The organism is Flavobacterium sp. 40-81, assembly GCF_001898245.1.
Classification (GTDB): domain Bacteria; phylum Bacteroidota; class Bacteroidia; order Flavobacteriales; family Flavobacteriaceae; genus Flavobacterium; species Flavobacterium inviolabile.
In genome coordinates, this window is sequence record NZ_MKTM01000031.1 from 311,612 (window position 1) to 322,891 (window position 11,280).

Genomic DNA, 11,280 nt, shown 5'->3' on the forward strand with positions numbered 1-11,280 from the left:
GCTTCCTCTGTGGCAGAATTTTCGTTTTTCACGTCATTTCAGGCTATTTTCTGCGCAATGCCTGCTTCCGCCTTTTTCAAAAGCATTTAAAACACAAATACTTCATTTACAACACATTAAACCCTTAAAAACCACTCATTTTTTATAAAATTCGGGTTACTTAAGTTGTACACGTTATACATTCTTCGTTGTTTTGAATCAAAACCCACACGATTATGTATACTGAATTTTTTAAGCGAAAAGGTCAGTTAAGTCAAACTCTTAAAACTTAATATCGCCATGAACGACCAAAACATTTTTCCAGAAGATATTCTAAAGAGTACTGTAGAATATCACATTGCAAAACACAGTAAAAAAACGAATGTTATTTTTTGGGCTATTTTCATTTCCCTGTTCGGATTGATCATTGCGCTGCCTTTTATTTATGTTGATTTGTATACAACCAGCAGAGGCCAGATTATCCCGCAGGAGAAAAAAGCATCTCTTTATGCTCCGGCAAATGGAAAAGTTCTTTTTTCCAGCCTTGAAGAAAACCGAAAAATAAATGCCGGTGACACCCTTCTTATCATCGATCATAAGATCATCCAGGAGAAAGGCCGTTTGAATAATGTTCAGACAAACGAGTACCAGGATTATATTACCGATTTAAAAAACCTGCTGAAAAGAAATTACGGTTCGCTAAAAACAGAGCAATATAAAAAGGAGTATTTAAAACACGAGCAGGAGCTTTTTAATATTGACGTGGTGATCAAAACCTCTCAGGCCGAATTTGACCGTGCCGACCGCCTTTACAACAAGCAAATCATCGCCAAAGCAGAATATGAAAAAACGCTTTTGGAACTGAATAAACTAAAAAACGACAGAGTCAACATTATCAAACAGGCCGAATTGGGCTGGCAAAAACAGCTAACGGATTACAACCAGTCGGTTAACAATATTAACTCCAATTCCAACCAGCTTCGTGAAGAAGAGAAAACCTATGTTTTGATTGCTCCCATCAGCGGTGAGCTGTTAAATGTACAGGGAATCAACAAAGGAAGTATTGTTTCTCCGGGAACTGTTATTGCTGAAATTTCTCCCGATAAGGATATTGTTGTGGAAACGTATGTATCGCCTTCCGATATCGGATTTATAAAAGAGGGAGAACATGTAAAATACCAGATTGATGCCTATAACTCGAACCAATGGGGTTTTGCTACCGGAAAGATCATTGATGTCGGAAAAGATGTTGTTTTCATTGGCGACACTCCGGTTTACAAGATCAGAAGCTCGATCGCAAAGAAAAGCCTTTACCTGAGAAACGGTTCGGAAGGCCGATTGAAAAAAGGAATGACATTAACAAGTCGCTTTTTCTTAACAAAGAGAAGTATGTTCCAGTTATTATTTGACGAAATAGAAGATTGGTTAAACCCTTATAACAGTATCAAAAAATGAGTAAAATAGCAATAAAACAACACGACTTCAGTGATTGCGGTGCCACTTGCCTGGCTTCAATTGCCGAACATTACAATCTGAGTTTACCAATCTCCAGAATAAGACAATATGCCAGTACCAGTCAAAAAGGAACTACTCTTCTGGGATTGCGTGAAGCGGCCATTAAATTAGGGTTTCTGGCAAAAGGCGTAAAAGCTTCCTTTGAGAGCATTAAAGATATTCCGCTTCCTGCCATTGCGCACGTAATTGTAAAGCATGAAGAGCATGAATTCCCGCACTATGTGGTTATCTATAAAGTAACGGATAAATACATCCAGGTGATGGATCCTGCTTCCGGGAAAATTGAGAAAAAATCATACGAAGAGTTCAAACAAATCTCAACAGAGTATTTTCTGATCTTGATTCCGGATGAAGATATCTTCAAAGAAAGAAATGAGAAAATTTCGAACATGAAAAGAATCATGTTTCTGTTAAAACCGCACAAATACATCCTGATCCAGGCCTTTATAGGTGCCGTGATCTATACGCTGCTCGGTTTCTCCATGTCGATTTATGTTGAAAAGATCACCGACTTTGTGCTGGTTAGCGGTAACAAGAGCCTGTTAAACCTGATGAGTGTTATTGTATTGGGCTGTCTGGTTTTACAGTTTGCCTTTGGTGCCTTAAAAGATTTCTTCCTGCTCAAAACAAGTCAGCAAATCGATTCCCGGTTAATCCTGGGGTATTACAAGCATTTGTTTACCATGCCGCAAAAGTTCTTTGATACGATGCGAATCGGGGAAATTATGTCCAGAATCGGCGATGCGGTAAAAATCCGATTATTGATCAATGAAACGGCTTTAAGTATTTCGGTAAATATCCTGATCGTGATTTTTTCGTTCATTTTCATGTATACCTATTACTGGAAGCTGGCATTGATTGTTTCTTTAATTATTCCGGTATATATCATTATCTATTTTATTGTCAACAACCTGAATAAAAAAGTGGAACGCCAGGTAATGGAAAAAAATGCGATGCTTGAATCGCAGTTGGTAGAATCCATTAAAAACATCGGAACCGTTAAACGTTTGTCTCTTGAAGATTTCTCGAAAAACAAAACCGAATTACGCTTCATTGATTTATTGAAAAGTATCTATGCTTCCGGGATCAACAACATTTTCTCGAGGGTTTCTACCGAATTCGTTTCCCGAATATTTACGGTAATCCTGCTTTGGGCCGGTACACATTATGCTATTGACGGGCAGATTACTCCGGGGGAATTGTTCTCCTTCTATTCGGTAATCGGTTATTTTACCGGTCCGGCTTCCCAGCTGATCGGAACCAACGTTGCCATTCAGAATGCAATGATTGCCGCCGACCGTTTGTTTGGCATCATGGATCTGGATACGGAGAAAACCGATGCGAATGTAAACCTGAACAAAAACAATTTTGGTGATATCGAATTTAAGAATGTTGATTTCTCTTACGAAATTGGAAGAAACACCTTCAAAGAATTGAACCTTAAGATCCCGAAAGGGAAGTTCACGGCGATTGTAGGAGAAAGCGGAAGCGGTAAAAGTACCATTGCCTCATTGATCCAGAGTATTTATTATCCTACAGACGGTAAGATATCTGTTGGTAATTATGACTTAAAATATATCACCAAAGACAGTATAAACAAACTGATCACTACTGTTCCGCAAAATGTAGAGTTGTTTGACGGTTCTATTATTTCCAACATTGCCATTGGAGAGCAAAATCCGGATATGGAACGCATCATTGATGTGAGTAAAAAAGTTGGTGCCTACGATTTTATTGAGTCTTTACCGAATGGTTTTGACACCTATTTAGGCGAATTCGGAGCGAATTTATCCGGTGGGGAACGCCAGCGAATTGCGTTTGCCAGAGCCTTATACAAAGATCCGGAAGTAATCATTTTAGACGAGGCTACTTCGGCTTTAGACTCTGAGTCCGAGCTGGTAATCAAAAAATTAATTGATGATCTTTCCCGTGAAGGAAAAACAATTATTGTCATTGCACATAAGTTACATTCCATAAAAAATGCCGATATTATCATGGCGTTTAAAAAAGGTGAACTTATCGAAAATGGTACTCATGAAGAATTATTAAATCAGAAAGGCTACTACTACAAGATGTGGCAAAACAATCAAAACTAAAAACCCGAAAACTATTATATTATGAAAAATTACTCATTTGCCAATAAAGCAATCGTTAGAACGCCGTTAGAGCCTAAAAAAGATGATATAACATGGGAAGAAATCCAGGAGATCTTTAAAGATAAAAAGAATCGCGAAGCTTTGTTTATCGGTTCACCGAATATCTACAAGGCACTGGAATTATGGGAAAAAGGAGAAGCATTCCAAACGGAGGATGAGCTTAAAAGCTTAAAAGGATCGCTGTATAAATATACGTCCAGAATGTCAAACAGATGTACACCTTTCGGTTTATTCGCCAGCGTATCGGCTATTGACATGGGACCGGAAACAGTTATTAATTTTGACGAAGCCTCCATCAGCCGTTATACAAAATACGATATGTATTTCCTAGGTAGTTTTATGCCGATTATCACGAAAGAAAATGCCATCAGAGAAGTTTTAAAATACTTCCCGAATAACTCCATCTATACGGTTTTTGACAAATACCGTTTTGTGGAATACTATTTCAAAAAGAATGCCCGTCTTCATAAAATATCGGAAGTTGTGGCCAATGAATATTTAGAGCTTTTACTGGAAAAAGCTAAAAACGGTGCCACTATTGCCGAAATGGCACAGCACCTGATTTCTGACGAGATCAACGAAAAGGATGCCAAAGACTTTATCAATACGATTATTGACAGCCAGTTTTTAGTAAGCGAATTGGAATTCACGTTAACCGGTCAGGATTATTTTGAAAAACTGATCGCTAAATTCAACGAAGACCGTTTTGCGTTCCACGAAGCCCAGGTTATCAAAGAGCTTATCCTGAACCTGAAAGAAAAGATCAATAGCCTGGATGCGGATGTTTTTAACGATCCTTCCAAATATCAGGAAATTTATACCCTGCTAAATCAGGAGCTGGACGAAGTGGATGAAACCAAGCTTTTCCAGGTGGACAGTTACCGAAACCTGCCCAATGCAACTTTGAGCAACAAAACCCTTAAAAAGCTAAGAAGCAGTGTTACTGCCTTAAACAAACTACAGCCATTAAGTGAAAAAAGCAACCTGAAAGAATTTAAACGCAAATTCTCGGAGCGTTATGAAGAATATGAGCAGCCGTTAATTAAAGTTCTGGATCCGGATGTAGGAATCGGATACGGAAAACAATCCGGTGCCAAAACACCTTTAGTGGATGAATTGAATATCGTTCCGAATTATTCTAACCAGCGCCAGGTGGTTTTAAGTCCGGAAAGAGCCTTTTTATTTAAAAAGCTGATCCAGGCAACACAAACCAATGCCACCAGTATCGCGCTAACGGATGAGGAAATCAACCAGTTTGACGAAAAAGAAAAACTATACCCGGACAGCTTCTCTGTATTTTTCAATATTTTCCATGAAAATGCAGAAGAAAAAATTGCCTTATCCTATGTGTCCGGTCCGTCTGCAAACGGCCTTATCGGGCGATTCGGTCATTTGAACAGCCAGATCATGGATCTTTGCAATGAAATTTCCGAAAGAGAAAAAGCCTTGCATGCGGATAAAATCATCGCGGAAATCATCCATTTACCACAAGCCAGAACCGGAAACATCCTGTACAGAGGCTTCCAGAGAGATTATGAAATTCCTTATTTAGGCGGTTCTTCCCTGGATATGGACCATCAGATTTTAGTGGATGATTTATATATTTCGGTAAAAAACAACAGAATCATTCTTCGCTCTAAAAGATTAGGGAAAGAGATCATTCCGAGATTAGGAAATGCACACAATTACAGTGCAAATGCTTTACCGATTTACCATTTTTTATGTGATCTTCAAAACCAGGAAACTTCCGGAATGGGCTTTTCATGGGGCGAATTGCAAAACGATTTCGAGTTCCTGCCGAGATTAACGTATAACGATACGGTATTGTCAAGAGCAACCTGGAATATCTCTGAAAAAGACATTAAAGCCATTACCGGTGCAAAAGAGGAAAATGCGATTGCAACGGTTAAAGCTTTTCAGGCAGAAAGAAATATCCCGGATATCATTTCTTTTGTTCAGGGCGATAACGAGGTTGTTGTGAACTTCACCAACGATTTGAGCTGTAAAGTATTTTATTTAATGCTGAAAGGTGAAAAATTCATCCAGTTAAAAGAGTTCTTGTTTAAAGAAGATACCGTTACTCAAAACTACTGTAATGAGTTTATTGTTTCGGCCTACCGAAATGCTGAAGAAAAGAAAACCAGCAACAACAAGCATACCGAAGTTGTGGCTTCATATAAAGAAAAAGCCTTGAGCGATGGTACTAAAGATTCGCTTTCTGACGCTGTAATTCCTTCTTTCTCCATTGGTGAAGAATGGTTGTATTACAAATTTTATTGCGGTGAAAGAGCCGGTGAAGAATTGTTAAACAGAGCGATAAATCCTATTGTTGCCGAACTGGAAGAGAAGAACCTGATTCAGAAATGGTTTTTCATCCGCTATCACGATGCTTTAGGACATCACCTGCGTTTCAGGGTTTTATTACATGATAAGCAGCATTTTACAGAATGTATCAACATCATTAAAACGCATATCAAACCGTTTGAAGACAGTAACATCATCTGGAAAACGCAAACCGATACTTATCTGAGAGAATTACAGCGCTACGGACAGCTTGCCATTCAGGAAACGGAAAGTCTTTTCCATTTCGACAGTGAATGCTCCATGCGTTTTTCCGATATGATCGAAGGCGATTCCGGCGAAAAAATCCGTTGGAAATTCTGTTTGCTATCGATGCACTTCCTGCTGGAAGATTTGGGCTTCAGCTTAAAAGACAGGGTGGAAATTTTAAAAGTGGCCAAGACCAGTTTTGGTAACGAGTTTAACCGTTCCGGATCCGGAGAGCTGAATAAGCAGATCAATGAAATGTTTGCCAAAAACGAACGGGACATTGAGCTTTTTATGGATGAGTCGCTAACCGATGAGATGTTTGCCCCTATCTGGGATATTTTAAAAGACCGTTCAGAGAAAAACCAGGCTGTCGCCCAACATTTACAGGCGCTTGCACAACAGCAGAAGCTGCCAACTTCCTTTGGTGCCGTTGCCCTGAGTTATTTACACATGATCTGTAACCGCGTGTTTATCGCCAAACAACGTGTACACGAAATGGTGGTTTACGATTACCTATACCGCTATTACAGCAAACAATTGCATACCTCATCCTCAAAAAATAAAGATAACCAACAAGTTGAAACCGTATAACTATGAGAGCTTTAGCAGTATTAAGTCCTTCTTTATATGAAAAAACAGATGCCCGGAAAAGGCATCTGTTTTCTATTGACAGTCATCAGATCCCTCTTGGCTTTGTTACCGCCAGCATGCCGGAATTTGATGAAAACGCCGATAATTTTGCCAATTATGTATTTGTCAGAAAGATTAGTTTCTCGCTGAATTACCGCGATTTGGGCATTATTGAAAATGCGTGGCGAAAAATAAAAGAAGTCGATCGGGAAACCTATTATCCTATTGGTTCCGATTTCTGCGGTATCGTGGAAAAAGTCGGCAAAAACGTGACCACATTATCCAAGGGCGATAAAGTTATCGGGAATAACTTTTATCCTTTCCTGGAAAACAATTCGATGCCGGGTATTCCTTCCAATCATTCCAGCAGGGAATTTGAGATCTATCATTCCGGAAAGCTGATGAAAATCCCGGACGGCATTCCTGCCGAACAGGCCGGAAGCATGAGCATTGGTGTACAAACCGCAATGTCCATGATTCGAAAAGCGAATATAAAAGAGGGTGAGAATGTTTTGGTTACTTCCATTACTTCCAATACTTCTTTTTTCTTTTTAAGCCTTTTAAGAGAAAAGAAATGTAATGTTTATGGCCTGTCCTATTCCGGAAAAAATACGGACGCTGTTAAAAACCATTTCCCTTTTGTAAAAGAGATCTTCAATTTTAAAGAAAACCAGCTATCGGATAACCTGTATTTTGATGTTGTACTGGATGCTTTTTCCGATACTTATTTAGTGCCGCTTACGTCACATCTGAATGTAAATGCCCGTTACCTGACCTGCGGCGTATACAACCAGTCTTCCGAAAAAATAAAAGCCGTTGAAAAGATCAATCTTACGTTGTTAATTGCCGATTTAATGACCCGAAACGTACAGCTTATCGGAAACTGCCTGGGAAGCGGAGAAGACCTTAAAAACGGCGTAAATGGTTTTACAGACAATACTTTAGTTATTGACCAGACATTTACCAAAGAAGAATCCATCCAGGATTTTTTAGACAAAACATACAATGTAGAGGGCGATAAATTTGGGAAAGTCGCTTTTATGTATACTTAAAAAAACCACTCTAAAATATCCACAGCTCCATTAGCATTAGCTAATGGAGTTTTTTTATGCCTTAACCGGCCAATATACCCTCCCTGTTTTCTTTATTGCCAAACGGTTACGACGATTATTGTTATACACTATAGCTTTATGCTTTCCTCCGGCCTTATTTGTCCGTACAGGAAAAGCAGCATAGCTCCATGCTGTGCCATACCAGGTATTGTTCCGGCCAGATGCTACCATTGTTATAAAGCATTTTGTCCTGAATCATTTGGTATCCGGATATCGTAATAACAAAAAAGACTATCTAATAATTAGATAGTCTTTTTTGTTATTACAGGCTGTGTATAACCTTAAACCATATTATATACTACTATTAGGGTAATACTTAAACATACCGCCGTAGTTCCACCATTTACTTCATATAACTGTCCATCATTTAGTTCGACTAACGAACTCTTAGCAAAGGATAACGTTCCGTTTGTGTTTATTTTTTTCATGGTTATAATGATTTATGGCTGTTAATTAGATTTTGTCAATTAGCATCGCGATTGTCAAGCCTACGATCACTCCGGTACAGAAAGGTGTACTTCCTCCGTTTACGTCGTTTAACTGGTTGTCGTTTAATTCTACTAATGAGTTTTTAGCGAAAGCCAATTTGCTGTTTGCGTTTACTGTTTTCATAATTTTCGTTTTTATTGGTTAGTTTGATTAGATTTGGTCGATTAGCATCGCGATTGTTAAGCCTACGATTACTCCGGTACAAAAAGGCGTGCTTCCTCCGTTTACGTCGTTTAACTGATTGTCGTTTAATTCTACTAAGGAGTTTTTAGCAAAGGCTAACTTGTTTACGTTTGGTGTTTTCATGTTTTTTAGTTTTAAAGGTTGTTTGATTAGATTTGGTCGATTAGCATAGCGATCGTTAAGCCTACGATTACTCCGGTACAAAAAGGCGTGCTTCCTCCGTTTACGTCGTTTAACTGGTTGTCGTTTAATTCTACTAAGGAGTTTTTAGCAAAGGCTAACTTGTTTACGTTTGGTGTTTTCATGTTTTTTAGTTTTAAAGGTTGGTCGATTAGATTTGGTCGATTAGCATAGCGATCGTTAAGCCTACGATTACTCCGGTACAAAAAGGCGTGCTTCCTCCGTTTACATCGTTTAACTGATTGTCGTTTAGTTCTACTAAAGAATGTTTAGCGAAAGCTAATTTGCTGTTTGCGTTTACTGTTTTCATAATTTTCGTTTTTATTGGTTAGTTTGATTAGATTTTGTCAATTAGCATCGCGATTGTTAAGCCTACGATCACTCCGGTACAAAAAGGTGTACTTCCTCCGTTTACGTCGTTTAACTGATTGTCGTTTAATTCTACTAAAGAATGTTTAGCGAAAGCTAATTTGCTGTTTGCGTTTACTGTTTTCATAATTTTTGTTTTTTATTGGTTGTTGATTAGATTTGGTCGATTAGCATAGCGATTGTTAAGCCCACGATTACTCCGGTACAAAAAGGTGTACTTCCTCCGTTTACATCGTTTAACTGGTTGTCGTTTAATTCCACTAAGGAGTTTTTAGCGAAAGCTAATTTGCTGTTGGTGTTTACTGTTTTCATAATTTTCGTTTTTATTGGTTAGTTTGATTAGATTTGGTCGATTAGCATCGCGATTGTCAAGCCTACGATCACTCCGGTACAAAAAGGCGTGCTTCCTCCGTTTACATCGTTTAACTGGTTGTCGTTTAGTTCTACTAAAGAATGTTTAGTGAAGGCTAATTTGCTGTTTGCGTTTACTGTTTTCATAATTTTCGTTTTTATTGGTTAGTTTGATTAGATTTGGTCGATTAGCATAGCGATTGTTAAGCCTACGATTACTCCGGTACAAAAAGGCGTGCTTCCTCCGTTTACGTCGTTTAACTGATTGTCGTTTAGTTCTACTAATGAGTTTTTAGCAAAGGCTAACTTGTTTACGTTTGGTGTTTTCATGTTTTTTAGTTTTAAAGGTTGTTAGATTAGATTTTGTCAATTAGCATAGCGATTGTTAAGCCTACGATTACTCCGGTACAAAAAGGCGTACTTCCTCCGTTTACATCGTTTAACTGGTTGTCATTTAGTTCTACTAATGAGTTTTTAGCGAAAGCTAATTTGCTGTTGGTGTTTACTGTTTTCATAATTTTCGTTTTTTATTGGTTGTTGATTAGATTTGGTCGATTAGCATAGCGATCGTTAAGCCTACGATTACTCCGGTACAAAAAGGTGTGCTTCCTCCGTTTACGTCGTTTAACTGGTTGTCGTTTAGTTCTACTAATGAATGTTTAGCGAAAGCTAATTTGCTGTTTGCGTTTACTGTTTTCATAATTTTCGTTTTTTATTGGTTGTTGATTAGATTTGGTCGATTAACATCGCGATTGTTAGACCTACGATTACTCCGGTACAAAAAGGTGTACTTCCTCCGTTTACATCGTTTAACTGATTGTCGTTTAGTTCTACTAATGAGTTTTTAGCAAAGGCTAACTTGTTTGCGTTTGGTGTTTTCATGTTTTTTAGTTTTAAAGGTTGGTTTGATTAGATTTGGTCGATTAGCATAGCGATCGTTAAGCCTACGATTACTCCGGTACAAAAAGGCGTGCTTCCTCCGTTTACATCGTTTAACTGATTGTCGTTTAGTTCTACTAATGAATGTTTAGCGAAAGCTAATTTGCTGTTGGTATTTACTGTTTTCATGTGTTTTTTAGTTTTAAAGGTTGTTAGATTAGATTTGGTCGATTAGCATAGCGATTGTTAAGCCCACGATTACTCCGGTACAAAAAGGTGTACTTCCTCCGTTTACGTCGTTTAACTGGTTGTCGTTTAATTCTACTAAGGAGTTTTTAGCAAAGGCTAATTTGTTTACATTTTGTGTTTTCATAATTTTCGTTTTAAAGGTTGTTAGATTAGATTTGGTCGATTAGCATAGCGATTGTTAAGCCTACGATTACTCCGGTACAAAAAGGTGTACTTCCTCCGTTTACGTCGTTTAACTGGTTGTCGTTTAGTTCTACTAAGGAGTTTTTAGCGAAAGCTAATTTGCTGTTGGTGTTTACTGTTTTCATAATTTTCGTTTTAATTGGTTGGTTTGATTAGATTTGGTCGATTAACATAGCGATTGTCAAGCCTACGATCACTCCGGTACAAAAAGGTGTGCTTCCTCCGTTTACGTCGTTTAACTGATTGTCGTTTAGTTCTACTAAAGAATGTTTAGCGAAAGCTAATTTGCTGTTTGCGTTTACTGTTTTCATCTGTTTTAGTTTTTAAGATTAATGTGCGTCACTTGGAATTAATACTGTAACAATAATGATCGATACAATGATTACCGGAGTTCCTCCTCCGTTTACGTCGTTTAACTGGTTGTCATTTAGTTCCACTAAGGAGTTTTTAGCAAA

21 protein-coding genes are annotated in these 11,280 nt (G+C 38.1%); 4 read left to right on the plus strand and 17 right to left on the minus strand.

Annotated features, from left to right (window positions below):
* Positions 1 to 279 precede the first annotated feature (279 nt).
* The 4 genes from BGO42_RS12800 to BGO42_RS12815 are packed head-to-tail and all read left to right on the plus strand — an operon-like array spanning position 280 to position 7,882.
* Entirely contained in the window at positions 280 to 1,434 is a 1,155-nt protein-coding gene (locus tag BGO42_RS12800) for an HlyD family secretion protein (protein ID WP_177730687.1), read from the plus strand.
* The gene (locus tag BGO42_RS12805; RefSeq protein WP_177730689.1) at positions 1,431 to 3,590 is read left to right on the plus strand and encodes a peptidase domain-containing ABC transporter; all 2,160 of its coding nucleotides are present in this window, start codon (positions 1,431 to 1,433) and stop codon (positions 3,588 to 3,590) included. The genes BGO42_RS12800 and BGO42_RS12805 overlap by 4 nt, the downstream gene beginning before the upstream one ends.
* Before the next feature lie 21 nt (positions 3,591 to 3,611).
* Entirely contained in the window at positions 3,612 to 6,791 is a 3,180-nt protein-coding gene (locus tag BGO42_RS12810) for a lantibiotic dehydratase (protein WP_273244217.1), read from the plus strand.
* A 2-nt stretch (positions 6,792 to 6,793) separates the two neighbouring features.
* Positions 6,794 to 7,882, plus strand: coding sequence for a quinone oxidoreductase family protein (locus BGO42_RS12815; protein ID WP_273244215.1), 1,089 nt, complete (start codon positions 6,794 to 6,796; stop codon positions 7,880 to 7,882).
* A 341-nt stretch (positions 7,883 to 8,223) separates the two neighbouring features.
* Here the strand turns inward: BGO42_RS12815 and BGO42_RS17910 are convergent, their stop codons facing one another.
* From BGO42_RS17910 to BGO42_RS17915, 17 genes are read right to left on the minus strand one after another with little or no spacing between them, the layout of a single operon-like run.
* A complete protein-coding gene (locus BGO42_RS17910) occupies positions 8,224 to 8,370 on the minus strand; it encodes a class I lanthipeptide (RefSeq protein WP_218618738.1) in 147 nt (48 codons plus the stop codon).
* 25 nt (positions 8,371 to 8,395) lie between these two features.
* Positions 8,396 to 8,554, minus strand: a complete 159-nt coding sequence (locus BGO42_RS12820; protein WP_273244213.1) for a class I lanthipeptide — start codon at positions 8,552 to 8,554, stop codon at positions 8,396 to 8,398.
* Positions 8,555 to 8,581: 27 nt separating this feature from the next.
* Entirely contained in the window at positions 8,582 to 8,737 is a 156-nt protein-coding gene (locus tag BGO42_RS12825) for a class I lanthipeptide (protein WP_177730710.1), read from the minus strand.
* Between the two features lie 26 nt (positions 8,738 to 8,763).
* Positions 8,764 to 8,919: a class I lanthipeptide gene (locus tag BGO42_RS12830; RefSeq protein ID WP_177730710.1), complete on the minus strand. Its 156-nt coding sequence runs from the start codon at positions 8,917 to 8,919 to the stop codon at positions 8,764 to 8,766.
* A gap of 26 nt (positions 8,920 to 8,945) precedes the next feature.
* Positions 8,946 to 9,104: a class I lanthipeptide gene (locus BGO42_RS12835; RefSeq protein WP_177730697.1), complete on the minus strand. Its 159-nt coding sequence runs from the start codon at positions 9,102 to 9,104 to the stop codon at positions 8,946 to 8,948.
* 27 nt (positions 9,105 to 9,131) lie between these two features.
* A complete protein-coding gene (locus BGO42_RS12840) occupies positions 9,132 to 9,290 on the minus strand; it encodes a class I lanthipeptide (RefSeq protein WP_177730695.1) in 159 nt (52 codons plus the stop codon).
* 26 nt (positions 9,291 to 9,316) lie between these two features.
* Positions 9,317 to 9,475 (minus strand): class I lanthipeptide, encoded by a 159-nt coding sequence (locus BGO42_RS12845; protein ID WP_177730706.1) that lies wholly within the window; start codon positions 9,473 to 9,475, stop codon positions 9,317 to 9,319.
* Positions 9,476 to 9,502: 27 nt separating this feature from the next.
* The gene (locus BGO42_RS12850) at positions 9,503 to 9,661 is read right to left on the minus strand and encodes a class I lanthipeptide (RefSeq protein ID WP_273244211.1); all 159 of its coding nucleotides are present in this window, start codon (positions 9,659 to 9,661) and stop codon (positions 9,503 to 9,505) included.
* A 27-nt stretch (positions 9,662 to 9,688) separates the two neighbouring features.
* Positions 9,689 to 9,844 (minus strand): class I lanthipeptide, encoded by a 156-nt coding sequence (locus tag BGO42_RS12855; RefSeq protein ID WP_177730710.1) that lies wholly within the window; start codon positions 9,842 to 9,844, stop codon positions 9,689 to 9,691.
* A 26-nt stretch (positions 9,845 to 9,870) separates the two neighbouring features.
* Positions 9,871 to 10,029, minus strand: a complete 159-nt coding sequence (locus tag BGO42_RS12860) for a class I lanthipeptide (protein WP_273244209.1) — start codon at positions 10,027 to 10,029, stop codon at positions 9,871 to 9,873.
* 26 nt (positions 10,030 to 10,055) lie between these two features.
* Complete coding sequence (locus tag BGO42_RS12865; RefSeq protein ID WP_177730697.1) at positions 10,056 to 10,214, minus strand: class I lanthipeptide; 159 nt, start codon at positions 10,212 to 10,214, stop codon at positions 10,056 to 10,058.
* A 26-nt stretch (positions 10,215 to 10,240) separates the two neighbouring features.
* Complete coding sequence (locus tag BGO42_RS12870; RefSeq protein WP_273244207.1) at positions 10,241 to 10,396, minus strand: class I lanthipeptide; 156 nt, start codon at positions 10,394 to 10,396, stop codon at positions 10,241 to 10,243.
* A 27-nt stretch (positions 10,397 to 10,423) separates the two neighbouring features.
* Entirely contained in the window at positions 10,424 to 10,582 is a 159-nt protein-coding gene (locus BGO42_RS12875) for a class I lanthipeptide (RefSeq protein WP_177730702.1), read from the minus strand.
* A 28-nt stretch (positions 10,583 to 10,610) separates the two neighbouring features.
* The gene (locus BGO42_RS12880) at positions 10,611 to 10,766 is read right to left on the minus strand and encodes a class I lanthipeptide (protein WP_273244205.1); all 156 of its coding nucleotides are present in this window, start codon (positions 10,764 to 10,766) and stop codon (positions 10,611 to 10,613) included.
* A gap of 25 nt (positions 10,767 to 10,791) precedes the next feature.
* Entirely contained in the window at positions 10,792 to 10,950 is a 159-nt protein-coding gene (locus BGO42_RS12885) for a class I lanthipeptide (RefSeq protein ID WP_177730706.1), read from the minus strand.
* A gap of 27 nt (positions 10,951 to 10,977) precedes the next feature.
* Positions 10,978 to 11,136: a class I lanthipeptide gene (locus BGO42_RS12890; protein ID WP_177730697.1), complete on the minus strand. Its 159-nt coding sequence runs from the start codon at positions 11,134 to 11,136 to the stop codon at positions 10,978 to 10,980.
* 18 nt (positions 11,137 to 11,154) lie between these two features.
* Positions 11,155 to 11,262, minus strand: coding sequence for a class IIb bacteriocin, lactobin A/cerein 7B family (locus BGO42_RS17915; RefSeq protein ID WP_353681432.1), 108 nt, complete (start codon positions 11,260 to 11,262; stop codon positions 11,155 to 11,157).
* Positions 11,263 to 11,280: the final 18 nt, after the last annotated feature.

Bases quoted from the DNA above. Each gene is read 5' to 3' on its own strand.
- BGO42_RS12805 (WP_177730689.1), top strand. From the start codon at position 1,431: ATGAGTAAAATAGCAATAAAACAACACGACTTCAGTGATTGCGGTGCC.
- BGO42_RS12855 (WP_177730710.1), bottom strand. From the start codon at position 9,844: ATGAAAACACCAAACGTAAACAAGTTAGCCTTTGCTAAAAACTCATTA.
- BGO42_RS12860 (WP_273244209.1), bottom strand. From the start codon at position 10,029: ATGAAAACAGTAAACACCAACAGCAAATTAGCTTTCGCTAAAAACTCA.
- BGO42_RS12845 (WP_177730706.1), bottom strand. From the start codon at position 9,475: ATGAAAACAGTAAACACCAACAGCAAATTAGCTTTCGCTAAAAACTCC.
- BGO42_RS12880 (WP_273244205.1), bottom strand. From the start codon at position 10,766: ATGAAAACACAAAATGTAAACAAATTAGCCTTTGCTAAAAACTCCTTA.
- BGO42_RS12820 (WP_273244213.1), bottom strand. From the start codon at position 8,554: ATGAAAACAGTAAACGCAAACAGCAAATTGGCTTTCGCTAAAAACTCA.
- BGO42_RS12835 (WP_177730697.1), bottom strand. From the start codon at position 9,104: ATGAAAACAGTAAACGCAAACAGCAAATTAGCTTTCGCTAAACATTCT.
- BGO42_RS12830 (WP_177730710.1), bottom strand. From the start codon at position 8,919: ATGAAAACACCAAACGTAAACAAGTTAGCCTTTGCTAAAAACTCCTTA.
- BGO42_RS12810 (WP_273244217.1), top strand. From the start codon at position 3,612: ATGAAAAATTACTCATTTGCCAATAAAGCAATCGTTAGAACGCCGTTA.
- BGO42_RS12825 (WP_177730710.1), bottom strand. From the start codon at position 8,737: ATGAAAACACCAAACGTAAACAAGTTAGCCTTTGCTAAAAACTCCTTA.
- BGO42_RS12865 (WP_177730697.1), bottom strand. From the start codon at position 10,214: ATGAAAACAGTAAACGCAAACAGCAAATTAGCTTTCGCTAAACATTCA.
- BGO42_RS12850 (WP_273244211.1), bottom strand. From the start codon at position 9,661: ATGAAAACAGTAAACGCAAACAGCAAATTAGCCTTCACTAAACATTCT.
- BGO42_RS12885 (WP_177730706.1), bottom strand. From the start codon at position 10,950: ATGAAAACAGTAAACACCAACAGCAAATTAGCTTTCGCTAAAAACTCC.
- BGO42_RS12870 (WP_273244207.1), bottom strand. From the start codon at position 10,396: ATGAAAACACCAAACGCAAACAAGTTAGCCTTTGCTAAAAACTCATTA.
- BGO42_RS12840 (WP_177730695.1), bottom strand. From the start codon at position 9,290: ATGAAAACAGTAAACGCAAACAGCAAATTAGCTTTCGCTAAACATTCT.
- BGO42_RS12890 (WP_177730697.1), bottom strand. From the start codon at position 11,136: ATGAAAACAGTAAACGCAAACAGCAAATTAGCTTTCGCTAAACATTCT.
- BGO42_RS12875 (WP_177730702.1), bottom strand. From the start codon at position 10,582: ATGAAAACAGTAAATACCAACAGCAAATTAGCTTTCGCTAAACATTCA.
- BGO42_RS17910 (WP_218618738.1), bottom strand. From the start codon at position 8,370: ATGAAAAAAATAAACACAAACGGAACGTTATCCTTTGCTAAGAGTTCG.
- BGO42_RS12815 (WP_273244215.1), top strand. From the start codon at position 6,794: ATGAGAGCTTTAGCAGTATTAAGTCCTTCTTTATATGAAAAAACAGAT.
- BGO42_RS12800 (WP_177730687.1), top strand. From the start codon at position 280: ATGAACGACCAAAACATTTTTCCAGAAGATATTCTAAAGAGTACTGTA.